The organism is Lactobacillus corticis (genome assembly GCF_018327645.1).
GTDB classification, from domain to species: domain Bacteria; phylum Bacillota; class Bacilli; order Lactobacillales; family Lactobacillaceae; genus Lactobacillus; species Lactobacillus corticis.
In genome coordinates, this window is sequence record NZ_BMAY01000004.1 from 131,005 (window position 1) to 157,071 (window position 26,067).

Sequence of the window (26,067 nt, forward strand, 5' to 3'; positions counted from 1 at the left end):
GGGTTTACTTGTCAGCTTGATATCTGGTGTTAAACAGCGGACTTAATGGTTCGTGGTTTTGAATGCACTTGATTGCATCCCCCATCAAAGGTCCAACTGAAACTAGCTGCATCTTATCCAAACGCTTTTCAGCAGGTTGATTGATTGAATCAGTCAAAACGAGATTCTTAATGCATGAGTTGTTCAAACGATCAATTGCTGGACCGGACAAAACGGCGTGCGTTGCTGAAGCATAAACTTCTGTAGCACCAGCATCCATCAAGGCTTGCGCTGCCAAGGTAATCGTACCAGCAGTATCGATCATATCGTCGATGATGATTGCGCGTTTGCCTTTTACATCACCAATGATATTCATTACTTCGGCAACGTTAGCCTTTGGCCGCCGCTTATCAACAATCGCAATTGAAGTGCCCAAAAATTCTGCTAATTTCCGTGCACGAGTAACACCACCATGGTCAGGTGAAACAACTACTGCATCTTTTTGCAAATCGTGTCTCAAGAAGTAATCGGCCAAAAGCGGGGCACCCATCAGGTTGTCAACTGGGATATCAAAGAAACCTTGAATTTGCGGTGCGTGCAAGTCCAAAGACAATACCCGATTGGCTCCTGCAGTTTGCAGCATATCGGCTACCAGCTTAGCAGTGATCGGCTCACGTGCTCTAGTCTTACGGTCTTGTCGAGCATAACCGTAGTAAGGCATGACAATGTTAACAGTCCGAGCACTAGCACGACGAACAGCATCAATCATAATCAACAATTCCATCAAATTGTCGTTAACTGGGTCGCTGGTTGATTGCACCAAGTACACATCCTTACCACGAACAGATTCATCAATGTTGATTTGAATTTCACCATCACTAAATCGTTCAACATCACATTTGCTGAGCGGAACACCAATACGTTCAGCAATTTGTTTAGCAAGGGGCACGTTGGAATTAAGGGCAAAAATCATTAAATCGTCTTTGTAAGACATAATTTCCTCCGTTGAAATAACCTATCGCTTTTATTTTAGCAAAAAATAACGATAAATGGGCACTTTAGACACTAAAAAAGCATTCTGTACGAACAGAATGCCTTTTTTTACTCGCTAGTCACGAAATCACTCAGTGGCAAGGTAATTGTGGAACTGCTTGTTCCTGTAATATTAACCTCACCAGTAGTCGATAAGTTTACTTGACTTTCGCTGACGCCATACGCTGCTGCCACTTTTTGAATCACTGCAGATTTTTCGGCCGCAGTTAGGTTATCTGGGTCAACTACCTTAACCTTGCTGCCATCCAAGGCGTTAATCGCAGTTTGCAGCTTCTTCTCCGCTGTCTTGACCTCAGCTACGGTTGCTTTTGCATTAGCTAAGACATGGCCGGCTTCAACAAAAGCAGCATCATATTGCGTTTGCTTATCCTTAGCAGCCAGTTGGTACTTCGTCGTCCCTGCGATTTCAGTATTATACAGAGTTTGGAGACTCTCCTTATCACTGCTGGTGGCTGCTAATTGATCTGAAACTGACTTATCCGTGTTTTCTGGCTTTAAGGCTTTACCATAAGAAGCAACCACATCGCTAGCCCGAATATATTGATCCTGGCCAATAATCTTATACATCAAATGGACAGTCTTATCATCATCGGACAAAACCATGTAGATTGCTTTATCTACTCGCTTAGCATTATCCTCGCCACCAGAAAATTGTTCATGCAATAACTTTCCAGCTTCATTGTAGATATTTGATGGCCGATCGCTTCTTAAGACTATCAAAGTCTCATTATCGCTCAAATAGCGCAATACGGTGTTTTTACCATTAGCCAATTGCATTCTTTTGCCCTTGCCATCAATTTTTGAGACATTGCTTGCCTTGATAAAACTACCGGCGTAATCGCCGCTAGCAACGCGATAAACCTTGGTAACACCGATATAGCCATATAAATCAACATAAATCGTTGAACCCTTCAACAATTTATCAGTTTTATCAGTGGTTAAATCATTGTCGTAAAAGTAGGAGTTATGCTTAATCGTTGCTCGATATTGGTCGGCATTTTTAGGAACGCTAACCTTAGTGCCAAATTGCTCGGTCTTTTTGACAGCCTTCCCGTTTACTTTGGCAACATTAGCTGCCTTAATGTAGGCATTAGTGGCCAAGCGATAATACTTCACATGTTTAAGCGTAACCGTTTTGGCACTAAGAGCAGCATAGCGTTTGCCCTTGCGTAAAGTTTTAGCTTTTTGGTATTTGGTTCGTTTGCCAGACTTGGTGTAAACGTAGGAGTTTCTAGCTAAAGTAAGAATTGTTTTCTTAGACTTTTTGTCTGCTTTAGTTTTCTTAACTGCTTTAGACTTTTTAGTTTTCTTGACGGTTTTGGTCTTCTTTGCCTTTTTGGCCTTCTTGCTAGCAGCAAAAACTTGATCATTATTTGATGATAAAGAAACAGCCGGTGCTGCTAAAAACAGCGCGGCTGCCGAAACCGTCATTATCTTATGACTTAATTTCATAATTGATCCTTGTTAATGTTAAGCGTTCTTAACGTCGCTAACCTTGATGTAGTACTTATTTGGAGTTAAAGCCATGTACTTAACGCCCTTAATCGTCTTAACGCCAAGGTTCTTAAGCTTTACGTTCTTGCCAATGTATGCCAAGCCTTCGTAGCTCTTTACGCGCTTGCCCTTGGCATCGTAAACATAAACTTTCTTGCTGGTAGTAACTACAGTCTTGCTAAGCTTAGTTGATTTCTTGGTTGACTTCTTAGCAGTCTTCTTGGTTGACTTCTTAGCAGTCTTCTTGCTAGTAGTCTTCTTGGTTGACTTCTTAGCAGTCTTCTTGCTAGTGGTTTTCTTGGTTGACTTCTTAGTAGTCTTCTTGCTAGTAGTCTTCTTGGTTGACTTCTTAGTTGACTTCTTAGTTGAAGACTTAACAGCCTTACCATTAACCTTTGAGACGTTAACTGCCTTAACAAAAACGTTGCTTGCTAATTGGTAGTACTTAGTGCCCTTGATCGTAACTGTCTTGGTGCTTACAACATAAGCCCATTGACCTTTTTTCAAGTAAGTTACATCTAAGAATTTATTTACTCGCTTACCTTTCTTGTCATAGAAGTAAGCATTCTTGCCTAAAGTAATAGTATTCTTCTTTGCAGTAGTCTTTGAAGAACTAGTCTTTGAGCTAGATGATTTTGAAGTTGCGCTAGTTGAAGAACTCGTCTTTGAGCTAGATGAATCTGAAGCTGCACTAGTTGAAGAACTCGTCTTTGAGCTAGATGAATCTGAAGCTGCACTAGTTGATGAACTAGTCTTTGAGCTAGATGACTTTGAAGTTGCACTAGTTGATGAAGAGCTGGTCTTTGAACTAGTCTTTGAGCTTACCTTAGAACTCTTCTTAACAGCCTTGCCGTTTACCTTTGAAACATTAGCTGCCTTAACGTAAACGCCCTTAGCTAATTGGTAGTACTCAGTACCCTTGATCGTTACCGTCTTGGTGCTTACAACATAAGCCCATTGACCCTTAGCAAGATAAGTTACGCCGATAAATTTCTTTACGCGTTTGCCCTTCTTGTCATAAAAGTATGAGTTCTTCTTTACTGTAATTGTAGGTTTCTTGCTTGATTTTTTGCTAGCAGCTGCTACTGGAAAAACACCATTGGTGATAACTGGAACAACTGGAGCAACAGCCATCAAAGCTGCAGCTGAAACCATCACAAACTTGCGACTTAACTTCATAATTCTTTCTCCTTATATCAAAAATAAATCTTCCCACATATGTCTTATTAATTACTTAACGGCTTTGCCATTTACCTTTGAGACATTGGCTGCCTTAATGTAAACATTATTAGCCAATTGGTAGTATTTGCTACCATTAATCTTTACGGTCTTAGTGCTTACAACGTAAACCCAAGTTCCCTTGGAAAGGTAGGTAACGCCTAAGAACTTCTTAACCCGCTTGCCTTTCTTGTCATAGAAGTAAGTATTCTTGCCTACAGTTACCTTATTCTTCTTAGTACTTGCAGTCTTCTTACTGCTTGAAGATGATGAAGTCTTCTTACTGCTTGAAGAACTTGAAACTGTGGTAGTAGTGGTCTTAGTAATTGTTAACTTACCCTTTGAGCTAGTCTTAAGAGTATAGGTTGTCTTGCCGCTCTTGTAATAAACCTTACCAGTAGTTGCTGATGCTGGCAGCCAGTAAGCTAAATCTGATTGGGTTGCATAGTAGTACTTGCCATTGATTTCAGTAACATCATAAATTGTGTAAGAACCACCCTTAGCAGCCTTTTTATTTAACTTTTTCCCAGATTGAGAGTAAAAGTAAGTACTCTTGATCGTCTTAACCTTACTCTTAGTGTAGCTAGCCTTGTGAATAGTAGCAGCTTGAACGCTGGCTACACTAGTTAAGGCTGGTACGATTGGTGCAGCAGCTAAAGCTGCACTAGCTGAGATCAACATCAGTTTCTTAGTAAATTTCATAAAACATATCCCTTTCGATCTTATCTAACAGTGACATTATACGCTGTTTTTCAGGATTGAGGTAATTTTGTAATATTAACTTTTCTAATCCTTAAAATATTAATCCCAGTCTTTTGACTTAGATAATGGCAGCTTATGCCAGTAGTCTTCTTTGTTGACTTGGCGACCGCGGGCAATGGCCATTTCATAGCGTTTTACGTCCTTGGTAATCGTTGAATCGGCAGCAATAAAGGCATGGTCCGCAACCTTAATTGGGGCAATCAAAGTTGAACCGGCGCCGATAAATGAGTGATCGCCAACAGTAGTGTGGAACTTCTTAACGCCATCATAATTAGAGAAGATCGTGCCGCAGCCGACATTAATATCCTTGCCTAAAGTGGCATCGCCAACATAGGTCAAGTGACCTAGCTTGGTATTTTCACCGATTTCCGCATTTTTGACTTCAACATAGTTACCAATGTGCGCACCCTTACGGATTACGGCATTTGGCCGCAAGTGTGAGTTCGGACCGATGTCAGTATTGTCATCCATTTGTGCTTGGACTAAGACGGATGAAGTAATAGTTACGCCATTGCCAACTTTGGAGTCAACAATCCGCGAGCCATTAGTGATGTAACAATCGCTGCCGATTTCACTGTTGCCCTTGATGGTCACGCCGCCTTCAATTACGGTGTCATTGCCAATCTTAACGCCAGCATCAATATAAGTAGTAGCTGGATCAATCAGGGTCACGCCATTCTTCATATGTTCAGTATTAATGCGCTGTTGCATCAATTTAGTAGCTTGGGCTAAAGCAATGCGGTCGTTTACGCCTAAACTTTCACTAAAGTCCGGCATCTTGTAGGCCCCAACATGATCGCCTTGTGTCCGGAGAATTTCCAACACATCAGTTAAATAATATTCACCTTGAGCATTGTCATTGGTAACTTGGGCTAAGGCCGCAAATAGTTTTTGATTATCAAAGACAAAAACTCCCGTGTTAATTTCTTTAACTGCTAATTCTTCGGGATTGCCGTCTTTTTGTTCAACAATTCGTAAAACGTTGCCCTTTTCATCCCGAATAATGCGTCCATAACCAAATGGGTTAGGTGCTTCAGCCGTTAAAACCGTAGCAGCATTGCCAGACTTTTCATGGTAGGCATATAGTTCATTGAAGGTAGCTGCCGTAAACAAAGGCGTGTCGCCGGTAGTTACTAAAGTCATGCCAGTTTTATCGCCTAACAAACCAGCGGCTGCTTTAACTGCATCCCCAGTACCTAATTGCTTTTCTTGCAAGGCAAATTCACTCTTGCCCTGCAAAAATTCCTTAACTTGGTCAGCCCCAGCCCCCACAATAGTGACAACTTCTTCTGGGTGAGCTGCTCGAACGGCATCAACGACGTGTTCTACCATTGGCTTGCCGCACACTTGGTGAAGCACTTTGTATAACTTAGACTTCATTCTGGTCCCATTGCCAGCGGCAAGGACGGCTGCATATTTTTTCATTACTAATAACCTCGATTAAACATAAAACTAAGGTCTAGTATAACATTTAGAAGCGACTGAAATCAGTTCTAGTTAAAAAGTTACCCGGTTCAGCCACAATCAGGCTCTTGCCTGCATCGATTTGATTAATTTTTACTAAAGAAATGTAGTCATCAACTAGTTTTTCTTTATCAAAATCAGCTTCACACAAAACGGTGATGCCAGCGACTGTACCTTCAAATTCCCGAACTAATTGTTCCATCCCGGTAATGGTACCGCCGCCCTTCATAAAGTCATCAATAATCAGAACGTTCGAGCCTTTAGCCAAAGCGCGAGTTGGCAGTTCCATTTTGGATACTCGTTCAAGCGAAGATGAGATGTAGTTAACCGAAACCGTGGCCCCTTCAGTTACCTTGGAACGCTTCCGGGCAGTAACAAAAGGTACGTTTAAATAGCGTGCGACTGCTTCAGCCAAAGGAATCCCCTTGGTTTCAACCGTCATTACCGCATCAATGTGACTATAAGCGTAGCGCGTAGCAATTAACGAGCCAATTAATCGCAAATCTTGAGTCGAGCTTAAGACATCTGACAGGTAAACAAAATTGCCAGGCAAAATCCGACTAGGGTCTTCAATGCGCGAAGCTAAGTCTGTTAAATATTTTTCAGCATGTCCTTGACCCAAGTAAGGAATATAGCGTACTCCACCGGCTGCCCCCGCAATAGTTTCTAAAATCCCATCTTGGTTTGCAGCAAGGGTGTGTTTTAAAATAGCTAAATCTTCGGAAATTGATGATTTGGCAGCGTCATAACGCTTAGCAAAAAATGGTAATGAAATCAAAGTGTGCGGACGTTCCATTAAATATTTGGTCATGTCCACTAATCTTTCTGAACGTTTCAAAGAATTCTCCTTTCTAATGTTTGCATTTGCTTGTATCATTTTACTCTATCGGGCAAAAAAAAGCACTAACATTTTTTGCAAATGTTAGTGCTGCTGTTAATCTTTATGCTTTTTTATGCTTCAGCCTCTTCGGCATCGTCATCTTCGGCTTCAAATTCTGATTCAGCCAGTTCAGTTTGACTTTCTTCGCCTTCAAATTCCAAAGCAATATTCTTGGTTAATAGGTCAGTGTAACTATAAGAAACGTGTTCAAAGTTATTTTGTTCTTGATCTAAATCAACCACAAAGACAGCCGGAAAAGTATTCTTTAATACGCCGCGGCGCTTGGTAATTTTCTTGCGACCGGCTTGAGCAACAACCGTAATTTGTTCACCCAAGTGGGAATCCAGTTTGTTCTTGATTGACATAATTGATGTAGGCAATGTATCACAACTCCTTTGCAGTATGACACATTTTACCACAAAATACTTGACATTTCAACAATCTACACCCTGTAGATTTATTTATGCGATAATTTTTGAGCTAATTCGATGTATTGGGGAATCGTCACTGCCTCTGGCCGAATTTGGGGATCTAATCCTAAATCAGCCAGCAGCTGTGCCCGTTGTTCTTTATCTTTTTCAAAAACTTTCAAATTATTATTCAAGGTCTTCCTTCTTTGGGCAAAGCAAGTTTTTACCACGCGATTAAAATGCTTTCGGTCACCCACATCAGGCTTTTGGGCAAGCGGCTTTAAGACAACCACGCTGGAGTCAACCTTGGGTGCCGGCATAAAACTACGATGATTAACTTCCAAAGCAGTTTCCACCTGCATTTGCGTTTGGACTGCAATCGTTAGCGGACCATAAGCTTTAGAGCCGGGATGGGCAGCTAGACGTTCAGCAACTTCTTTTTGCATCATCAAGGTCAAGCTGGTGAAATTCAAATCGCTCTCGGCCAAGGCAAAAATGATGGGCGTCGTGATGTAATATGGCAGATTAGCTACTACCTTGACGGGCTGCTTTAAGTCAAAAAAGTCTGCTAAATCTGTTCCAAAGTCAGCTTTCAAGACATCCTTCATAATCAGCTTAAAGACCTGATCAAGCTTTTGCCCCTTAATTTCTTGGGGCAATTCAGTTTGTAAAATTGGTGGCAGATCTTGGTCAACTTCATAAGCAGCCACCTTAGCTCCCGCTAAGAGCAGCTGTTCGGTTAAAGAGCCAATCCCCGGTCCGATTTCTATTACCTGATCACCCGGCACAACTTTTGCTGCCTGCACGATGCCCTGAATTGCACCTTGATCGACCAAAAAGTTTTGTCCAAGATTTTTCTTAGCTTTCACAAAATAACGATTAATAATTGCTTGGGTCCGAACTGGCGACCCAATCGGAATTAGTTTACTCATGCGCTTTTACTTCCTTAACTGCTTGTGCCAGCTGGCTTTCGCTTATGCCGAAGGTCTTGAGACGATTGAAAAACTGCCGTGAATTGCCATAACCAACCCGCAGCTTCTGCCCGACCAACTCGCGCAAATGCCGTGAATCGCTGCGCCCTTCAAGTCCCAGCTGCCGGTAAGCAAAACGGGTTAGGTCACTAGTATCTTTTACCTCATGCAAATCTTGCAAGGCCAGCTCCAAAGCTGCTTTAGGCGCATGTTCAACCCCCAAGCTTTGGCCAGCTTTGTGTGGTTCGCCTTCTTTACGGGTGATGAAGGCCTGTTTGGCATCAGGGACTGCTTCAGTCACTAGGCGCCGAATTCTTTCACCATTTAGGTCAGGATCGGTCAAAATAATGATTTCGCGTGTTTTGGCTAATTCTTTAACCTGGGCCAGCATTTCATCAGAAACAGCTGAGCCATTTGTTTCAATTGTTTCAATTCCAGGGAAAAACTGTTTCAATCGAATCGTGTCATCTTTCCCCTCAACAACTATTACTGCGTTGTATTGCTTTTTCTTCAAGATGATAAACCTTCATTGTATTGTGATAAGTCTTTTCCGCAACTTCAGCCAAACTGCAGTCCTTTAGGTCCGCAATTGCTTTTGCGGTGTAATAAACGTAACTTGGCTCGTTTTGCTTGCCCCGATACGGCTTCGGCGTCAAATAAGGAGCATCAGTTTCAACCAACAGGCGCTCAAGCGGCACCATTTTTACTGATTCGTGCACTTCGCTAGCCTTGGTAAAGGAAGCCACGCCTGAAAAAGAGAATTGGACATTTAAGTCGAGAAATTTCTCGGTCATTTCTGGACCGCCGTTATAGCTATGCAGCACGGCGCCATATTGCAGATCGTGCCGTTTTAAAATTTCATAGCAATCGGCAAAGGCATCCCGCGTATGAATATCCACCGGCATCGCCAAATCATGCGCAATTTCCAGCTGGCGCTCAAAGACCTGTTGCTGCACGGGACGCGGTGATTCATCCCAATAATAGTCCAAACCGATTTCACCTAACGCAACCACCTTAGGCAGCTGCAGCTGTTCAATCAAATGATGTTCAGCCTTTTTATCAAAATTCTTCGCCACGTCAGGACAATAGCCCACCATGGCAAAAACCTCATCAAACCGCTGAGCCAGGTCAATCGCCCGTTGATTAAAATCCGGATCTTGCCCGACGCAAATCATTTTATTAACGCCAAGAGCGTGAGCCCGCTCAATGTAGTAGCGCTCACGCCCTCTAAAAGGTTCATCATTTAAATGAGTATGATTATCGATTAATTCCATTAGCCTAAAACCGATCCTACTGGGTGTTCATCACCGACAAGCGCCAATTTAACTTCGCCATCTTTTTCGGAAGAAAGCAACATGCCTTGGCTTTCATGGCCGAGCATCTTGCGTGGTTTCAAGTTGGTAACTGCTAAAACCTTCTTATCTAATAATTGACTAGCGTCGGGATAAAACTTGCGAATTCCGCTTAAAATTTGCCGTTCTTCTCCATTGCCAAAGTCAAGCTTGAAGAGCAGCAGCTTGCTAGAGCCCTTAACTGGTTCAACAGATAAGATTTTGCCAACTTTGATTTCAACTTTATCAAAATCATCGATGGTAATTTCTTTAGTGTCAGACTTTTGTTGGCTACGACTTTGTTTCTTCGGTTTAGCCTTCTTCATTTCGTCTTTAATGTACTTAACTTCTTCATCTGCCTTTAAGCGTGGGAAAATTGGAGCTGGCTTTTCGGTAACTTTTACGTTCCAAGCAAAGGCAGCAAACTCTAGTTTCTTAGCTGCTTCACCAGCTTCTGCCAAGCCCAGTTGGGCAAACATCTTGGTTGGCGTTTCCGTCATAATTGGCGCAACCATCAACGCAATTAAGCGCAAGCTTTCAGCCAAGTTAGCAATTACTCGGCTAAGTTCCGCTTTTTTGCCTTCCTTATTTAAGACCCATGGAGTTGTTTCGTCGATATACTTGTTAGCTCGGCGAACCAACTTCCAAATCGCATCTAAAGCTTGGCTAAAGTACAGCTTATCCATGTTTTCTTGATATTCAGCGATTACCGCCTCAGCAGTCTTTTGCAAGTCTTGCCCAAACTCGTCTTGTTCAGCCGCTACTGGCGCCACTTGTCCAGCTTGGTATTGGTTAATCATGGAAACGGTCCGATTTAACAAGTTGCCTAAGTCATTTGCCAAATCAAAGTTCATGCGTTCAACAAAGTCTTCCGGCGTGAAACTGCCGTCTTGTCCAAATGGCAAAGCATGCAGCAAGTAGTAGCGAACTGGATCGACGCCGTAGCGCGAAATCAATGATTCAGGATAAACCGCATTTCCCTTAGACTTGCTCATCTTATCCTTGTAAATCAATAACCAGCCGTGACCAATCACATGTTTAGGCAGCGGCAAATCCAAAGCCATCAACATGATTGGCCAATAAATCGTGTGGAAGCGGACAATTTCCTTACCTACCAGGTGGACGTCTGCTGGCCAGTAACGTTTGAACAGTTCATCATGATCAGAGCCGTAACCCAAGGCAGTAATATAGTTGGATAAGGCATCAATCCAAACATAAACCACATGCTTAGGATCGCTTGGAACTGGGATGCCCCAATCAATCGTAGTCCGGGTTACTGATAAATCTTCCAAACCCGGTTTGATGAAATTGTTCACCATTTCTTTTTCACGGGAGTTTGGCAAGATAAATTCTGGATGTTCTTCGTAATATTTGACCAAGCGATCGGCATACTTGCTCATCTTAAAGAAGTAAGATGGTTCCTTTACCAATTGCACTTCATGGCCTGAGGGAGCAATCCCGCCAATCACATTGCCGGCATCATCTTTGAACACTTCTTTTAATTGGCTTTCAGTAAAGTATTCTTCATCTTCGACTGAATACCAGCCAGTATATTCGCCTAAGTAAATATCGCCTTGTTTCAACAAGCGCTCAAAAATCGCTTGCACCGCCTTAACGTGTTCTTCATCGGTCGTCCGAATGAACTTATCATAATCAATGTTCAGTTTCTTCCATAATTCTTTATAGGAAGCTGCCATTTGATCGACATAGTCCTGCGGTTTAATTCCAAGTTGTTCAGCTTTTTGTTCAATCTTTAAGCCGTGTTCATCAGTTCCAGTTAAGAAAAAAGTGTCATAGCCGCGGCTTTTTTTGTAGCGCGCGATTGCATCAGCGGCTACTGTCGTATACGCATTTCCAATGGTCAAACGGCCAGATGGATAATAAATTGGAGTGGTAACATAAAAAGTTTTTTTGTCAGACATGCATTCTGCTCCTTATTGCTAATCTAATTAGTCTTTTAAATTATACACCACAACGACCAGTAAAAAAGGAATTCCCCTAGGGAATTCCTTTGATCTTTACCTTAATTAAATCAAATATTGCTCATGTTGCAGATACCAATGCTTGACCAAACTAGTTAGCAGCAAGTAGCAAATCAATAGGCCGAAAACCAGGAAAGTATATTCCAGCGGCATTGGGCCAAACTTCAATGCTTTAGTCAACCATGAAAATGGCAGCAGCGTACCGATGATGCCGGCACCAAAGGTAGCAGCGATCACCGACCAAGCTGCGCGCTGACGCAAGAATGGCATCTTAGGATCACGCAAAGCATGGATCACCATTTCTTGGGTCCACAATGATTCAATAAACCAACCAGTGTGGAAAATTGCGATAAATAAAGCCTGATTGCCATGAGCTAAACTTGGACAAACGATAAAGTACAAGAGCGCAAAAGTAATGACATCAAATACTGACGAGGTTGGTCCAAAATAGAACATGAACTTAGGCAGCTTCTTGGTTGACCATGACCGTGGCTGACGCAAGTATTCTTCATCCACATTATCAAATGGAATCGCCAAGCAACTAGTACCATAAAGCAAATCTAGAATCAGCAATTGCAATGGCAGCATCGGCAGGAAAGGCAAGAAAGTTGAAGCGATCAAAATTGATAAAATGTTGCCGAAATTAGAAGACAAGGTAATCTTGATATACTTCATTGTGTTGGCAAAAACCTTGCGACCAATCCGCACGCCTTTTTCCAAAACGCCTAAGTCCTTGTGCAGCAAAATAATGTCCGCCGACTCCTTGGCGATATCCACGGCGGTATCAACTGAAATTGACACGTCAGCCGTCTTCATGGCAGGAGCATCGTTAATGCCATCCCCCATATAACCAACTGTATGGCCATTTTCTTGCAGCAGTTTGATGATGCGCGTCTTCCACTCTGGCGTCAATTTAACGAAGATATCGCATTCTTCCACCATTTGCTTTAACTCATCTGTGGTTTTGCCTTCTAAATCATTGCTGCTGTAAGCCCGATCAACGTTCAAACCAACTTGCAGCCCCACTGCTCGCGTAACCGCTTCGTTATCACCCGTCAAAATCTTAACTTTGATGCCGTCAGCTGCTAAATTAGTCAGTGCCTTTTTAGCACTTTCCTTTGGCGGATCAAGAAAAGCCAAGTAGCCGCTCAGAGTCAGATCGGTTTCATCGTCAACCGAGAATTCGCCAACTGGTGCCGGGTGTTTTTTGTAAGCTAAAAGCAAAACCCGCATGCCATCGTTATTCATCTCATCAATGCGCTGCAAGATCTTGGCCTTGCGATCTTCCGTCAGCGGCAAAATCATGCCCTTGGTTTCCAACTTGGTGCAGACTTGCAGCATTTCTTCGGCGGCGCCTTTAGTTACTAGCAAGTGTTCACCATGCTTTTGGTCGGAGTTGGCAACCACCACGCTCATTCGGCGCCGTTTAAAGTCAAACGGAATTTCATCGATCTTGTTATAATCCCGTTGAATTTCATTGACATCCAGTTCATCGCCTGCGGCCTCAATGACGGCCTTGTCGATTAAGTCCTTCATCCCCGTTTGGTAGTAAGCATTCAAATATGAAAGTTCCAGCACTTGCTTGGTTTCATGCAGGTCTAAATCGTAGTGGCGTTCAAGCACGACCCGATCTTGGGTCAAAGTCCCGGTCTTATCAGTACACAGAATGTCAGCCGCACCAAAGTTTTGGATTGAATTCATTTTCTTGACAATCGTACCATGCTTGGACATTTCAACTGAGCCTTTGACTAAGTTGGATGTCACAATTACCGGCAGCATTTCTGGCGTCAAGCCAACTGCGGTTGCAATCGCAAAGATCAAAGCTTCCAGCCAATTGCCCTTGGTCATGCCGTTGATAATGAATACTAATGGGGCAATAATTGCCGTCATCGTCAACAGCAGTTTGGAAATTTCTTTAATTCCAACGTCGAATGAAGTTTCCTTAACTTTGTTTTTGGATAAATCAGCGGCCAATTTTCCAAAGACCGTGTCGCTGCCCGTAGCAAACACCACGCCCTTGCCCGCTCCTGAAACAATCGTGGTTCCTTCGTATAGGACGTTAGGATAGTCCAGGTATTCATCCTCATGACCAATCCGTGGACCCTGGGTGGCAATTTTTTCAACAGGATTTGATTCACCATTTAGCGAACTGCTAGAGCAAAATAAGTCCTTGCTTTGCAATAAGCGCATATCAGCAGGCACCATATCGCCAGCAGCCAGATTGATAATATCGCCGACCACCACATCCTTGGTTGGCAATTCTTGATCCTTGCCATCTCGCCGAATATTAGTGGTAACAGAGACCATGCCTAAAAGCGAATTAACAGCATCGCTGGTTCGCACGTTTTGGATGAATGACGTAATGCCAGAAATCAAGACCATTACCACCATGATAATGACCGTACTCAAGTCCTTAGAGCTAGCCGGTTCAAACACATAATTGGTAAAAAATGATAAGACGGCCAAAATCAGCAAAACAATAGTAAAAGGCGTAATGAAAGCCTCTGCCAAAAAGCGCAGCTTAGAATCATTGCTGGTCTTAGCAATTTCATTGGGACCAAATTCTTCTTTGCGCCGATCAGCTTCAACACTGGTCAAGCCTTCTTCACTGGCATGCAATTTTGCCAAAACCTCGGTTCGTTTGCCTCTGGCTATCTCCTTAACCAGCTTGACATTTACCTTGGCGGTTGTTGCTTTCTTAAAAAGCATGGGTATCCCCTCCTAATCCAATGCTTCTGCAAACGAACAAAACCGCCCGTAGACCCATGGTCTGCAGGCGGCTCCTTGCCAAATAAGGCTTATGGCTATCAACTAGTCGTTCAGTTTTAACACTACGTGACGTAAGCACATGCTAGCTATCTGGATCTCGCCTTAACTCGACGACACCTATTTAACCCGTTGGCATCTCTGGATGTTTCTGGGCGATAGCGTGTGTTCACGTAGGAGTCTCACCTAACAGTTCATTTGCTAAAATCTATTTTCTTTTCTTCCGCAAGTTAGTTTAGTCGCTTCTAGTTTGCGGGTCAAGCCTTTTTTATTTTATTTTTGATTTTCGTTTTTGCGACTCTGCCGCAAACGAGTTTGTTTAAACAGATAAGATAAGGCCGCAATGATGACCACAATTCCCAAGGCCAGCGGCAGGGCTACCGAGTGGGGATGACTAATTTTGTTCATCTCGCTGTCGTTTAAATCGTATTTATCCAATGAGTAGTTGTAACGCTGGTCAATTTTGGTAGCAACTGCCCGAAAGACAAACCGTATGCCCTCGTTGAACTTATCTTTCTTAGTTGAGCGCAAATCATCGACCGCAGCCCGAATAATATTGCTGCGAACTGTGGCAGTAAAGGAACTATGCAGGTCCTTAGTTGAAAAAATCTGGACATTCTTTTTATTTTTTTCATTTACGCCGACCACAATATAAACGGTCCGCTTTTTCTTGTCCAAGTTTTTGGGCGTTAGTTTTTTGGTGCGCTTAACCGTCTTGACGATAATCTGCGGCTCTTCCTTGGTTTGCAGATAGCGGCTATTTTTTTCAGAAATCAATTGTCGCGTAGTCTGGTCGAGCACATTAGCCTTATCAGAAAAACTATAATCGGAAAATCCCGTCGCAGTTAAAAACACCACCACTAAAGCTAAGAGCGCACTAAGCTTCTTCATGACCATCTTCCAGTTTATGATATAGGCTGTCCACGTACTTGAGATCGAGCTTGATTTGTTCATATGGTACCCCACTATCTTTCAAGAGTTGAATTGCCAATGGATTATCACGGTAATCATAATAATAATTGATCTTTTTGACCCCGGCCTGAATTAACGCCTTGGTGCAGTTGAAGCAAGGAAAGTGCGTGACATAAATTTCGGTATCGCTGGTTGAAACCCCATTTTTTGCACACTGGATGAGCGAATTCATTTCTGAGTGAATTGTCCGCACGCAGTGCCCGTCGACCATTAAATGGCCAACATCATCGCAATGCGGCTGGCCTGATACCGAACCATTATAACCGGTGCCGATAATCCGATTATTTTTTACCAAAACATTGCCGACCAAGGCCCGATTGCAAGTTGACCGCTGGGCAATCACTAGCGCCTGCATCATAAAATATTGTTTCCATGGAATACGATCACGCATAATTTCCCAGTCCTTTAACGATTAAAGTAATTCAAGCCGATTGCATCCCGCACTTCAGTCAAAGTTTGGTTTGCAACCTCATTTGCTGCCTTAGAACCAGCTAACAGCATGTCATAAACTGCGTCAGGATCTTTAGCAAATTCTTCCCGGCGTTCTCTGATTGGAGCCAGTTCGTTTTCTAATACCTTGTTCAAGTAGCGCTTAATCTTGACATCGCCCAAACCACCCTTTTGGTAGTCTTCCTTTAATTGCGCTACCTTGGCCTTATCAGGGTCAAAGACGTCCAAGTAAGTAAAGACGGTATTGCCTTCAACTTGGCCCGGATCCTCAACGTGAATGTGGTTCGGATCCGTGTACATTGACATTACCTTTCTCTTAACTTCCTCGCTGCTGTCTGAAAGGTAAATGGCATTGCCTAAGGACTTGCTCATCTTGGCATTGCCGTCAATTCCTGGCAACCGGCCCGAACCCTTTGGCGGGAAGTAGCCTTCAGGTTCAACTAAGACATGACAGTTGTAGACCCGGTTGAACGTCCGCACAATTTCTCTCGTCTGTTCCAGCATTGGTTCCTGGTCATCGCCAACCGGCACCACCGTTGCCTTAAAGGCGGTAATATCCGCTGCTTGCGAAACTGGATAATTTAAAAAGCCGACAGGGATTGAGTCTTTGAAGCCCTTTTGCTTGATTTCAGTCTTAACCGTTGGATTGCGTTCCAAGCGGGCAACGGTTACTAAATCCATGTAATAAGCCGTCAATTCAAACAAAGCTGGAATTTGTGATTGCACAAAAATAGTCGACTTTTGCGGGTCAAGGCCGACTGCTAAGTAATCCAAAGCCACTTGAATCAAGCTATTGCGAATTTTTTCAGGGTTACGAGCATTGTCAGTTAAAGCTTGCGTATCAGCAATCATGATATAAGGCTGATATTTTCCTTCATCTTGCAATTTAACCCGATTCTTTAAAGAACCAATATAATGGCCGATGTGAAGTTTGCCGGTCGGTCGATCCCCGGTTAATAAAATTTCTTTAGTCATTGTGCACTCTCTTTCTGTTTTTTTATAAAAAACATTACAGTTACCATTAATTTTAACAAAAAAACGCTAAACTGTAACTAAGACAAGCGAAAGAAGGGGTTCTATGTGCAATCAATTTCGAACGCCAAGTTTGGCAAAAATTAAACAATACCTAGTTAATGATTTATCCTTGCCTTATGTTGAACAGACTGAACTGGACTTTCCCAGCCAGGATATTTTTCCCAATCAGCCTGCTCCCGTTCTGTTATATGATGGCCAGCTGCATTTGGCGGTTAAAAGTTGGGGCTATGCTAGTCCGATTGATCAAAAGCCGCTTTTCAATGCCCGGGTTGAACGTTTTTTTGACGCTAAACCAAGCATGTGGGATGAAAGCTTTGCTAAACGCCGCTGCCTCATTTTAGCGGACCAATTTTACGAAAGCAGCCCTCAGACCTATACCGGAAAAAACGGGCGGCGGTATCACGAACGCTACCTTTTCCAAAATCCCGCTCAGCCAATTACCTTAATTGCTGGCATTTACGAACGCGACCGGTTCAGCATGGTCACTACGGCTCCTAATTCAACCATGGCACCAATTCATAATCGCATGCCGCTGGTAATTGCTCCAGATGAACTTAGACAGTGGCTATTTCAAAATTTCACCAGTTTAATTGATCGTTCCGACATTCAATTAACCTATCAAAAACAAGCCCACAAATAAAATTTTTCCTTGATCCCGCCCCGTTTTCCATGCTAAACTTAACTAGTACTTGCGGGTATAGTTTAATGGTAAAACACCAGCTTCCCAAGCTGGGGATGGGGGTTCGATTCACCCTATCCGCTTAAGTAAAAAAGAACCGGCCTTGAAGGTCGGTTCTTTTTGTTTGTAGTTTTTGTTAATTTCACTTTTTATGATAGCAAATTTGTTTTTAGACGCAAGTTCTAATTTTTATGAAAAAATCCATTTTTTTGCGTATTAACTAGTAGGAGGCAATTTCGCTCCTGCTATTAAACTACCAGAAAGGATTTTTTATGCATCTTCAAGTTAAATTTATCGAAGTTAGAATTCCCACCCCTATGGATCGGAGCGGGCGACCAGTAAACTTGGCGCCCTTCCCGGGGATGAAAGAACTCTTGGCTTCAGGGCACATTCACACCTACATGACCCCATATAAAAAAGAACACGGTCCCGGTTACGAGGGAGGCTGCCAGCATCTATTCATCAATATTGACATGCCCCCAGCCAAAATGCCGATCCCTTACTTGCGTCAATTGCTAACCGACCTGAGTTCTGACCCCGCCAAATTGCAGGATGAATTCATTGCCCACTCTGAGACCATTACTACCCTCTTAAACTGCTTCATTTTGGATCCGCGAAAACCATTCGATAGGGATTCCACGATCAAGTTTGCGGTAAAAATTTGGCAGGAGGAATTGCACGACCCAGATGCGCTGCCAGATGATCGTTTGCTGCATGATTTACGGATGGTGGATTCCACCATTACTTATGGAGAAGCTTGCGACTTAGTATCACGGCATCGGCAATTTGAATTTTAAAATAAAAAAGCCCCCGAGGGGGCTTTTTCTACATCATTACGATCATCATAATTCCACTAACGGCTGCCAGATAAATGGGCGTCCAAATACTGTGGGTGAACAGATAGGACCAAGCAAAAAAGGCGCCGAAAATGAAGTTAACGATGAATAAAGGAATTTGAAATTCAAAACTTAAGCAGGCAAAGATCAAACCAGAAGCAATCATCCCTACAAAGCCAGTCATGGGATTAGATCCACGGAATAAGTAATTAAACAAAAAGCCTGAGGTTAAAAATTCAAGCATCACCGGCAGGATCACCCCATTGGCGACCACCAAGAACCAGAACATATTGACCGATTCGTGTTTGAGATACAAGGATTGAAAACCGTAGCTTGGCAGCTTTCCATATGCTTGTAAATAAGACACGCCGATTCTGCCAATTGCTACCACAATAGTCATGGCAACTACGGCCCCAAAATTATCTAAGAAGCTGAGTTCTGTATCCTTTTTAAAAAAGCGATTTTCGCGATTATACCGATAAATATAGAAGAGCAGTACCGCAGCTGTCATCAAAGCAAAAAGAATCACATCCCAGATTCTAACTTTGGCATTACTGCGTACTAATTTGTTAATTCCGATAACGATTAAATATCCTGCTAAATACACTGAGTAGCGTATTAGATTTCCCTCACGGGATACTGGTGTATTCATTTATTTATACCTCTGGAGTTTAGACTGCCGTTTTATTATAGCAAACAATGCCCCTTAATAGCTATTCAAACATTATCAGAAGGAAGATTTACGTATATATCAATCAAACTATTTGATCTGTTCAATTGTAACCTGATAACTACCTGCTGGGGCCTCAACAGTGACGCTGGCACCAGTCGGTTGATGCATAATAGCTGCTCCCAACGGTGAGTCATAAGATACCTTGCCGTTTTCTAAATCAGCTTCCATCCGCCCCACTACCTGGTAAGTCTCAACTTCATCGTCATCATCAAAGCGTAATTCGACCGTTTTGCCGACATCAACTTTGCCATCATCCTTAGTTTGGATAACTTCGGCATATTTCAATTGTTTTTCCAGAAACCGCAACCGGCTCTGCAAGTGACCCAAATCACGCTTGGCCTCAGTATATTCGGTATTCTCTGACAAATCGCCCAAGGCCCGGGCTGCCTGCAAGATTTTAATGCGCCGCGGACGGTCTTTTTTCAAATCTGCAATTTCTTGTTCAATCTGCCGATACCCTTCAGGGGTCATTTTTTGATAGTAAACCATGTTTTTTGTTCGCTTTCATCAAAATTCTGTTACTATCATGGGACAATGCCCTTCCCTAGTCAAGCATAATTGCAGTCAGCTGGCTGTTGCCGTAAAATATAAAGTAACTTTAATAATTTTGATAATAAAAGGAGAAAATTGCATGACTCACCAATTAACTTTACAAGAATTAGCGGAATTTTCTAAAGCTTTTAACCAAAATCCGCAAAATTCTGTCTTGGCACGCGCCGCTCAAAGAAGCGGGGTGCTAGAAGCTTCATATAATGAACGAGTTGCGGGCAAACTAACCCGGGTCTTTTCAACTGAATTGGACACCGACCAAGTTTCCAACCAAAAGCACTCCGGACGCTGCTGGCTATTTTCGACTTTAACTGTTTTGCGACACGCTTTTGGCAAGAAATACAAGGCTAAGAACTTTGAATTTTCTCAAGCTTACAACTTCTTCTGGGACAAAATTGAACGGGCCAACATGTTCTACGACAAGATGATCGAACTTGCTGACAAACCATTGAATGACCGTGAAGTTCGGACTTATTTAGACTTTGCAGGTCAAGACGGCGGTCAATTCCACATGGCAGCTTCCCTAGTTGCAAAATATGGCGTTGTTCCAACTTATGCGATGCCAGAAAGCTTCAACACTAACGACACGACCGGCTTTGCGCAAGCTTTGGCTGACAAGGAACGCAAAGACGCTTTAACGCTGCGCAAACTAGCTAAGGACGGCGACAAGGATGCTTTGGAAAAAGCACGCAAGCAATTTTTAAATGAAGTCTACCGCATGACTGCAATTGCCGTTGGCGAACCGCCAAAGACCTTTGACTTGGAATATCGTGATGACGACAAGAATTACCACTTGGACAAGAACTTAACTCCAGTTGAATTCTTCAACAAGTACTTGGGCGATGTTGACTTTGAAGATTATGTCGTCTTGACCAACGCTCCAGACCACGAATATAACAAGCTCTACTCATTGCCTTCACAAGACAATGTCCGCGGCAAATACGAAATCAAGTTCCTTAACGTGCCAATGGAATATTTGAAGGATGCGGCCATTGCTCAAATGAAAGACGGCGAAGCTGTTTGGTTCGGTAACGATGTTTTGCGGCAAATGGATCGCAAGACCGGTTACTTGGACACCAACTTGTATAAGCTGAACGACCTCTTTGGGGTTGACTTGAGCATGAGCAAGGCTGATCGTTTGCGCACTGGTGCCGGCGAAGTTTCCCACGCTATGGCCTTAGTCGGGGTTGACGAAGACCAAGGCGAAGTTCGGCAATGGAAAGTGGAAAACTCTTGGGGCGACAAGTCCGGCAAGAAGGGCTACTTCGTGATGAACAACGAATGGTTCAATGAATACGTTTATGAAGTTGTTGTGCACAAGAAGTACTTAACTAGTGAACAAGTTAAGCTGGCTGAAGGCGCAGCTGAAGAACTTGCTCCTTGGGATTCATTAATGTAAGAGGATCAATCATGCATGAATTAACACTTAACGAAATTGCAGCTTTCCAAAAAGAATTTGCTGAAAATGCGACCAATCCCGTAAAAACCCGTGCGGTGGTTCGTTCAGGCGTAAAAGCTGCCAGCTATGATAGCCAAGCTGCCAGCAAGCTGAACCGTACTTTTTCTATTGAATTGCCAACTGACAACGTTACTAATCAAAAACAATCCGGTCGCTGCTGGCTGTTTGCTGCGTTAAACGTGCTGCGTCACCGTTTTGCCAGCGAAAACAAGTGCAAGAACTTCACCTTCTCACAAGATTATCTTTTCTTCTGGGATCGAATTGAACGGGCCAACATGTTCTTTGACCATGTCTTGGAAACCAGTGATAAGCCGCTGGATGATCGTGAGGTCAGTTTCTATTTCCACGCTCCAGACACTGATGGTGGGCAATGGGCAATGGCAGTTTCATTAATCCGTAAATACGGCCTGGTACCTTCATATGCTATGCCAGAAAGTTTTACTGCTAATGCTACTGCCGACTTCAATCATGTTTTAAACAAGAAACTGCGGGAAGATGGCCTTGCCTTGCGCAAACTCGCTCAAGCAGGTAAAACCGACGAAGTTGAAGCTGCCAGAAAGGAATTTCTCAGCGAAGTCTACCGCATGAGCGTGATGGCTTTTGGTCAGCCGGTAACAAAGTTTGACTTAGAATTCCGTGATGACGACAAAAACTACCACTTGGACAAGGACTTGACCCCAGTCAGCTTCTTTAACAAGTACTTCACTGATGATTTGGACGACTATGTTGTATTATTCAACGCGCCAGACCATGAATTCAACAAGCTGTACGCAATTCCATTTGAGGATAATGTCCAAGGCGGCAGCCCAATTCAGTTCCTGAATGTTCCAATCGAAGTGCTGAAAGATGCTGCGATCAAGCAAATGCAAGATGGCGAAGGCGTTTGGTTCGGCTGTGACGTCGGCCAAGAAAGCGATCGGCAAAGCGGCGTTTTGGCTACTGGTTTGTTCAAAACCGATGAGCTCTTTGGCATCAAGTCAGGTTTAACTAAGGCTGAACGTTTAGCTACCGGTGATTCTGGTTCAACCCATGCCATGACCTTAGTTGGGGTTGATGTTGACCAAGGCGAAATCCGGCAGTGGAAGATTGAAAACTCATGGGGTGAAAAGGTCGGCAAGAAGGGCTACTTCGTAATGAGCGATGACTGGTTCAACGAATACTTGTTCAAAGTCGTGGTCAGAAAGAAGTACCTCTCAAAGGACTTGGTAAAAATTGCCGAAGGTCCTGCTACTCCAGTTCCATGCTGGGACCCAATGGGATAAGGACAAGAAAAATAAGCGAGCAAGCGCCCGCTTATTTTTTATGCCAAAACAAAAAAGCCCCCAAAATGAACTTTAAAGTCATCATAGTCGGAGGGGGCTTTTTGAAATGTCTTAAATTTAGACGCTTTATACATGTACAGCCATTAACTGGATAATTACGTCCGTAATTGTTTTCTATTATGCGTTATTTATGTGGAGCGATGGGCATAAAAAGAAACAGCGATAACACTATTAACAGAACATACAGTATCTGTATTATCAAACATATTTTTCCCCATCTTTTGCTTTCTACTATATATCCATCTTTTCTTAATCCATATGATAAACAAAAAGTAGAAGCAAGGCCAAGTATTGGAACTAAACAGCTTATAATCATAAGCAAAAAATACCAAATTGACTTGATCATAGTATGGTATGTTGTCATAAGTTATTACCTCTTTCTGTTGCATTTTCCATTAAATGTACGCCTTGCGGTGTCTCATTTGTCCAATGTAACTTACTAATAATCTTATTAAAAATTGTACTACCAGTTATAATATTTGCAACAGATTTCCACTTGTAATTAGATTTTTTGGCAACGTATGCTGCCTGACTCTTTTGTACTGTGATCGCTAAAGGCAATCCAGTTAATATCACAAAAACAAAAACAGCCCAGTCATGCGACTGGACCGTTTTGTGTATAAATAAAGAGTAAATAAATAAGAAGTAAAAGAAGTGTATAAGTTAGAAAAAATTGTGTCAGCAGCTACTTCTCATAACTGGCTGCCACTTCGCGGTAATGCTCGACTTCCGCATCCGTACATCTGACGAAATGTCCTGGTCTGATCTCATGCATTGATTGACCTGGTTCATTTTCACCACTAGGATCGTAGCCGATCCGCTTCCGTGCCCGTTCGATTTCTGGGTCTGGAACGGGCACGGCTGAAATCAAACTCTTTGTGTAATCATGCAGTGGTCGGTCGTACACTTCATCGGCCGGTCCCACCTCAAGTAACTTGCCATAGTGCATAACCCCAATCCGGTCAGAAATAAACTTAACCATCGATAAGTCATGCGCAATGAACAAATAAGTTAAACCGCGGTTCTTTTGCAGATCCATCATTAAATTAACAACTTGGGCTTGAATAGATACATCCAAGGCCGAGATCGGTTCATCGGCGACAATGAACTTCGGTTCCACCGCCAATGCGCGGGCAATCCCGATACGTTGACGCTGACCGCCGGAGAACTCGTGAGGGAAACGACTGGCGTGAGATTCATTCAAGCCAACCGTTTCTAGAAGTTCAATCACCCGGTCATGCCGAGCTTGCTTGTCTTTGACCAAATGGTGGATATCCAAGCCCTCAGCAATGATATCCTCAACCGTCATTCTCGGGTTCAATGAAGCATAAGGGTCCTGGAAAATCATCTGTGCATCCCGGCGGAAATGCAGCTTGTCATCATGACCTTTGAGTTTCAGGACATCTTCGCCTTCAAAGATTACTTCCCCGCCTGTTGGCTTATACAACTGTAAGATTGACCGGCCGGTTGTGGTCTTGCCTGAACCTGATTCTCCTACTAAGCCAAAGGTTTCGCCTTGATAAATATCAAAACTGACATCATCGACAGCCTTGGTTACCGTACGGCCATTTTTAAAATATTGCTTGAGGTGTTTTACTTCCAAAAGCTTCTTTTTTTCTGGCATCCTTACTTCCTCCTTAGCTGTTTGATGCAGTTTGCTTCATCTTGGCATATTTCGCCCACCGGCGTTGAATTTCTGCCGGTGGCTCAACCTTAGGCGCCCGCGGGTCAAGCAGCCAAGTTGAAGCATAGTGCGTATCGCTGACTTTGAAAAATGGCGCCTTCTTCTCTAAATCAATCTTTAAAGCATACTTGTTTCTAGCTGCAAAGGGATCGCCCTTTGGCGGGTCCAGCAAGTCTGGCGGCGTACCTGGAATTGATTCCAAGGTTTGGCTTTCCAGAGTCGGCATGGAATTGATCAAGCCCCAAGTGTATGGGTGCTGTGGATTGTAGAAAATGTCATCCACCGTGCCGTATTCCAAAAATTCACCAGCATACATAACGGCAACTCGGTCAGCCATGCCGGCAACAACGCCTAAGTCGTGGGTAATGAAGATGATCGAAGTTTTTACCCGCTTTTGCAAATCCTTCATCAAGTCCAAGATTTCAGCTTGCACCGTTACGTCCAAGGCAGTTGTTGGTTCATCGGCCAAAAGAATTTCGGGTTCACAAATCAAGGCAATCGCAATCACGATCCGTTGCCGCATACCACCTGAAAATTGGTGCGGATATTCGTTAATCCGTTCTTCAGCATTGGGAATGCCTACAGCCTTCATCATTTCCAAAGCCTTGGCCCAGGCTTCCTTCTTGCTGGCACCCTTGTGCTTGATTAACGGCTCAGCAATTTGTTGCCCAATTTTCATCGTTGGGTCCAAAGAAGTCATTGGATCCTGGAAAATCATCGCAATTTCGTTGCCCCGAATGTCCTGCCATTCTTTTTCTTTAATGTCTAATAAGTTTTTACCGTGAAAATCGATCTCACCGCCGACAATTTTGGCATTTTTGGCTAGGAGTCCGATAATGCTCCGAGTAGTAACTGACTTACCAGAGCCAGATTCACCCACAATTGCCAAGGTTTCACCCTTGTCCAAGTGGAAGGAGACATCACGAATGGCCTTTACCTCACCAGCATAGGTGTGGAAGTCGATTTTTAAATTTTTAACATCTAAAACACGTTCAGCCATGCTGTCCTCCTATCTTTCGCCTCTAGGGTCAAATGCATCCCGTAAACCATCGCCTAACAAGTTAAAGGCAATCATTAAGATACACAATACAATAGCTGGGTACCACATTTGGTATGGCAGGAATTGGAAGTTCTTTTGACCCTCATTCAGCAATACCCCAAGTGAAGTTTCCGGAGCACTGATCCCGATTCCGATGAAGCTCAGGAAGGCTTCGAAGAAGATGGCTGTTGGGATCGTGTACATCGTCTGAATGATAATGATACTTGAAAGGTTAGGAATCAAGTGTTTCCAAGCGATCTTAAACGGCGATTCGCCTAAAGCCCGAGACGCCAAAACATATTCTTCATTTTTCAGGCTCAAAACCTCGGCTCTGACCTGCCGCGCCATCGTCGTCCAAGATGAAACGGCGATAGCTAAAATGATTGAAGTAATCCCTGGCTTTAAAACCACCAGCATTAAAACAACGATAACTAAGTTAGGGACTGACGAGATAATTTCAATTATCCGCTGCATGACGTTATCGACCATGCCGCCCTTCCAGCCCGATACGATTCCGTAAACTACTCCGATCGTTAAGTCAAAGAAGGCAGCAACCAAAGCAACAATCAAGGAGATCTTAGTCCCATAGATAATTCTTTGACCAAGCGACCGACCTAAATAGTCTGTCCCAGCCCAGAAATACTTGTTGCTTGGAACATTGTTTTGTTTGTAGACATCAACCCATTTTCCATCTTGCTTTAACTTGCCGTTTAAGCCATTAATTGCATCCATTCCAGGGATTTTGGCTGGCAGGTTGGCATATTGGGGATGGGATTTTACTAACGTTGAGTTATTGATGATCGGGGTTGAACCAAAAGCAACTACGATCATCAAGATAATAATAATTGCGGAAATAACCGCAGCCTTGCGTTTCTTAAAGCGAAGCCAGACGCTTTGACCAAATGAAAGCGATGGCCCAGAAATCTTTTCACGGTCTCGTGATTCATCCTCTTCCACCATTTGGAAAAGTGATGGATCAATCTTTGCGTTGTCTTCCAT

The 26,067-nt window shown here is 43.2% G+C and carries 24 protein-coding genes, 1 tRNA gene and 1 riboswitch; of the genes, 5 read left to right on the forward strand and 20 right to left on the reverse strand.

Annotation, left to right across the window (positions count from 1 at the left end; genetic code table 11):
* Positions 1–4: 4 nt before the first annotated feature.
* The 15 genes from KI210_RS03805 to trpS form a co-directional block, all read right to left on the reverse strand.
* Positions 5–973: a ribose-phosphate diphosphokinase gene (locus KI210_RS03805; protein WP_212780568.1), complete on the reverse strand. Its 969-nt coding sequence runs from the start codon at positions 971–973 to the stop codon at positions 5–7.
* Between the two features lie 107 nt (positions 974–1,080).
* Positions 1,081–2,484: an SLAP domain-containing protein gene (locus tag KI210_RS03810; protein ID WP_212780569.1), complete on the reverse strand. Its 1,404-nt coding sequence runs from the start codon at positions 2,482–2,484 to the stop codon at positions 1,081–1,083.
* Between the two features lie 18 nt (positions 2,485–2,502).
* The gene (locus KI210_RS03815; protein WP_212780570.1) at positions 2,503–3,705 is read right to left on the reverse strand and encodes an SLAP domain-containing protein; all 1,203 of its coding nucleotides are present in this window, start codon (positions 3,703–3,705) and stop codon (positions 2,503–2,505) included.
* A gap of 51 nt (positions 3,706–3,756) precedes the next feature.
* The gene (locus tag KI210_RS03820; RefSeq protein ID WP_212780571.1) at positions 3,757–4,446 is read right to left on the reverse strand and encodes an SLAP domain-containing protein; all 690 of its coding nucleotides are present in this window, start codon (positions 4,444–4,446) and stop codon (positions 3,757–3,759) included.
* Positions 4,447–4,545: 99 nt separating this feature from the next.
* Entirely contained in the window at positions 4,546–5,931 is a 1,386-nt protein-coding gene (glmU, locus tag KI210_RS03825) for a bifunctional UDP-N-acetylglucosamine diphosphorylase/glucosamine-1-phosphate N-acetyltransferase GlmU (protein WP_212780572.1), read from the reverse strand.
* Positions 5,932–5,977: 46 nt separating this feature from the next.
* Positions 5,978–6,808: a pur operon repressor gene (gene purR, locus KI210_RS03830; RefSeq protein ID WP_212780573.1), complete on the reverse strand. Its 831-nt coding sequence runs from the start codon at positions 6,806–6,808 to the stop codon at positions 5,978–5,980.
* Between the two features lie 113 nt (positions 6,809–6,921).
* Positions 6,922–7,230, reverse strand: a complete 309-nt coding sequence (locus KI210_RS03835; RefSeq protein ID WP_212780574.1) for a Veg family protein — start codon at positions 7,228–7,230, stop codon at positions 6,922–6,924.
* Between the two features lie 77 nt (positions 7,231–7,307).
* A complete protein-coding gene (gene rsmA / locus KI210_RS03840) occupies positions 7,308–8,192 on the reverse strand; it encodes a 16S rRNA (adenine(1518)-N(6)/adenine(1519)-N(6))-dimethyltransferase RsmA (protein ID WP_212780575.1) in 885 nt (294 codons plus the stop codon).
* A complete protein-coding gene (gene rnmV, locus KI210_RS03845) occupies positions 8,185–8,751 on the reverse strand; it encodes a ribonuclease M5 (RefSeq protein ID WP_212780617.1) in 567 nt (188 codons plus the stop codon). The genes rsmA and rnmV overlap by 8 nt, the downstream gene beginning before the upstream one ends.
* Positions 8,708–9,505: a TatD family hydrolase gene (locus KI210_RS03850; protein ID WP_212780576.1), complete on the reverse strand. Its 798-nt coding sequence runs from the start codon at positions 9,503–9,505 to the stop codon at positions 8,708–8,710. The genes rnmV and KI210_RS03850 overlap by 44 nt, the downstream gene beginning before the upstream one ends.
* Positions 9,505–11,484, reverse strand: a complete 1,980-nt coding sequence (gene metG / locus KI210_RS03855; protein ID WP_212780577.1) for a methionine--tRNA ligase — start codon at positions 11,482–11,484, stop codon at positions 9,505–9,507. The genes KI210_RS03850 and metG overlap by 1 nt, the downstream gene beginning before the upstream one ends.
* 105 nt (positions 11,485–11,589) lie before the next feature.
* Positions 11,590–14,253, reverse strand: a complete 2,664-nt coding sequence (gene mgtA / locus KI210_RS03860) for a magnesium-translocating P-type ATPase (RefSeq protein WP_212780578.1) — start codon at positions 14,251–14,253, stop codon at positions 11,590–11,592.
* A 94-nt stretch (positions 14,254–14,347) separates the two neighbouring features.
* A riboswitch (M-box (ykoK) riboswitch) is annotated at positions 14,348–14,511 on the reverse strand.
* Between the two features lie 72 nt (positions 14,512–14,583).
* Positions 14,584–15,201 (reverse strand): TPM domain-containing protein, encoded by a 618-nt coding sequence (locus tag KI210_RS03865; protein WP_371870180.1) that lies wholly within the window; start codon positions 15,199–15,201, stop codon positions 14,584–14,586.
* The gene (locus KI210_RS03870; RefSeq protein WP_212780579.1) at positions 15,188–15,673 is read right to left on the reverse strand and encodes a deoxycytidylate deaminase; all 486 of its coding nucleotides are present in this window, start codon (positions 15,671–15,673) and stop codon (positions 15,188–15,190) included. Before KI210_RS03870 ends, KI210_RS03865 begins: the two co-directional genes overlap by 14 nt.
* 14 nt (positions 15,674–15,687) lie before the next feature.
* Positions 15,688–16,707, reverse strand: coding sequence for a tryptophan--tRNA ligase (trpS, locus tag KI210_RS03875; RefSeq protein WP_212780580.1), 1,020 nt, complete (start codon positions 16,705–16,707; stop codon positions 15,688–15,690).
* Between the two features lie 103 nt (positions 16,708–16,810).
* On the opposite strand from trpS, the gene KI210_RS03880 reads away from it, so the two are divergent.
* From KI210_RS03880 to KI210_RS03890, 3 genes are all read left to right on the forward strand, one after another.
* On the forward strand, positions 16,811–17,407 hold the full coding sequence (locus tag KI210_RS03880) for an SOS response-associated peptidase (RefSeq protein WP_212780581.1): 597 nt from the start codon (positions 16,811–16,813) through the stop codon (positions 17,405–17,407).
* 51 nt (positions 17,408–17,458) lie between these two features.
* Positions 17,459–17,529, forward strand: a tRNA-Gly gene (locus KI210_RS03885).
* Between the two features lie 189 nt (positions 17,530–17,718).
* Complete coding sequence (locus tag KI210_RS03890) at positions 17,719–18,243, forward strand: hypothetical protein (RefSeq protein WP_212780582.1); 525 nt, start codon at positions 17,719–17,721, stop codon at positions 18,241–18,243.
* A 28-nt stretch (positions 18,244–18,271) separates the two neighbouring features.
* Here KI210_RS03890 and KI210_RS03895 read toward each other — a convergent pair whose 3' ends face one another.
* Positions 18,272–18,934, reverse strand: a complete 663-nt coding sequence (locus KI210_RS03895; protein WP_212780583.1) for a CPBP family intramembrane glutamic endopeptidase — start codon at positions 18,932–18,934, stop codon at positions 18,272–18,274.
* Positions 18,935–19,042: 108 nt separating this feature from the next.
* A complete protein-coding gene (greA, locus tag KI210_RS03900) occupies positions 19,043–19,504 on the reverse strand; it encodes a transcription elongation factor GreA (protein WP_212780584.1) in 462 nt (153 codons plus the stop codon).
* A 142-nt stretch (positions 19,505–19,646) separates the two neighbouring features.
* Between greA and KI210_RS03905 the strand changes: the two genes are divergently transcribed.
* Positions 19,647–20,963, forward strand: a complete 1,317-nt coding sequence (locus KI210_RS03905; RefSeq protein ID WP_212780585.1) for a C1 family peptidase — start codon at positions 19,647–19,649, stop codon at positions 20,961–20,963.
* Positions 20,964–20,971: 8 nt separating this feature from the next.
* Positions 20,972–22,285, forward strand: a complete 1,314-nt coding sequence (locus tag KI210_RS03910; protein ID WP_212780619.1) for a C1 family peptidase — start codon at positions 20,972–20,974, stop codon at positions 22,283–22,285.
* 745 nt (positions 22,286–23,030) lie between these two features.
* Here the strand turns inward: KI210_RS03910 and KI210_RS03915 are convergent.
* The 3 genes from KI210_RS03915 to KI210_RS03925 are packed head-to-tail and all read right to left on the reverse strand — an operon-like array spanning position 23,031 to position 26,067.
* Positions 23,031–23,969 carry an ABC transporter ATP-binding protein gene (locus KI210_RS03915; protein WP_212780586.1) on the reverse strand — a complete coding sequence of 313 codons (939 nt, stop codon included), beginning with the start codon at positions 23,967–23,969 and terminating at the stop codon, positions 23,031–23,033.
* Between the two features lie 13 nt (positions 23,970–23,982).
* On the reverse strand, positions 23,983–25,029 hold the full coding sequence (locus KI210_RS03920) for an ABC transporter ATP-binding protein (protein ID WP_212780587.1): 1,047 nt from the start codon (positions 25,027–25,029) through the stop codon (positions 23,983–23,985).
* Positions 25,030–25,038: 9 nt separating this feature from the next.
* A complete protein-coding gene (locus KI210_RS03925; protein WP_212780588.1) occupies positions 25,039–26,067 on the reverse strand; it encodes an ABC transporter permease in 1,029 nt (342 codons plus the stop codon).

Bases quoted from the DNA above. Each gene is read 5' to 3' on its own strand.
- KI210_RS03805 (WP_212780568.1), bottom strand. From the start codon at position 973: ATGTCTTACAAAGACGATTTAATGATTTTTGCCCTTAATTCCAACGTG.
- metG (WP_212780577.1), bottom strand. From the start codon at position 11,484: ATGTCTGACAAAAAAACTTTTTATGTTACCACTCCAATTTATTATCCA.
- greA (WP_212780584.1), bottom strand. From the start codon at position 19,504: ATGGTTTACTATCAAAAAATGACCCCTGAAGGGTATCGGCAGATTGAA.
- KI210_RS03850 (WP_212780576.1), bottom strand. From the start codon at position 9,505: ATGGAATTAATCGATAATCATACTCATTTAAATGATGAACCTTTTAGA.
- KI210_RS03925 (WP_212780588.1), bottom strand. From the start codon at position 26,067: ATGGAAGACAACGCAAAGATTGATCCATCACTTTTCCAAATGGTGGAA.
- mgtA (WP_212780578.1), bottom strand. From the start codon at position 14,253: ATGCTTTTTAAGAAAGCAACAACCGCCAAGGTAAATGTCAAGCTGGTT.
- trpS (WP_212780580.1), bottom strand. From the start codon at position 16,707: ATGACTAAAGAAATTTTATTAACCGGGGATCGACCGACCGGCAAACTT.
- glmU (WP_212780572.1), bottom strand. From the start codon at position 5,931: ATGAAAAAATATGCAGCCGTCCTTGCCGCTGGCAATGGGACCAGAATG.
- KI210_RS03820 (WP_212780571.1), bottom strand. From the start codon at position 4,446: ATGAAATTTACTAAGAAACTGATGTTGATCTCAGCTAGTGCAGCTTTA.
- KI210_RS03815 (WP_212780570.1), bottom strand. From the start codon at position 3,705: ATGAAGTTAAGTCGCAAGTTTGTGATGGTTTCAGCTGCAGCTTTGATG.
- KI210_RS03915 (WP_212780586.1), bottom strand. From the start codon at position 23,969: ATGCCAGAAAAAAAGAAGCTTTTGGAAGTAAAACACCTCAAGCAATAT.
- KI210_RS03890 (WP_212780582.1), top strand. From the start codon at position 17,719: ATGCATCTTCAAGTTAAATTTATCGAAGTTAGAATTCCCACCCCTATG.
- KI210_RS03870 (WP_212780579.1), bottom strand. From the start codon at position 15,673: ATGCGTGATCGTATTCCATGGAAACAATATTTTATGATGCAGGCGCTA.
- KI210_RS03810 (WP_212780569.1), bottom strand. From the start codon at position 2,484: ATGAAATTAAGTCATAAGATAATGACGGTTTCGGCAGCCGCGCTGTTT.
- KI210_RS03865 (WP_371870180.1), bottom strand. From the start codon at position 15,201: ATGAAGAAGCTTAGTGCGCTCTTAGCTTTAGTGGTGGTGTTTTTAACT.
- KI210_RS03895 (WP_212780583.1), bottom strand. From the start codon at position 18,934: ATGAATACACCAGTATCCCGTGAGGGAAATCTAATACGCTACTCAGTG.
- KI210_RS03905 (WP_212780585.1), top strand. From the start codon at position 19,647: ATGACTCACCAATTAACTTTACAAGAATTAGCGGAATTTTCTAAAGCT.
- rsmA (WP_212780575.1), bottom strand. From the start codon at position 8,192: ATGAGTAAACTAATTCCGATTGGGTCGCCAGTTCGGACCCAAGCAATT.
- KI210_RS03920 (WP_212780587.1), bottom strand. From the start codon at position 25,029: ATGGCTGAACGTGTTTTAGATGTTAAAAATTTAAAAATCGACTTCCAC.
- KI210_RS03880 (WP_212780581.1), top strand. From the start codon at position 16,811: ATGTGCAATCAATTTCGAACGCCAAGTTTGGCAAAAATTAAACAATAC.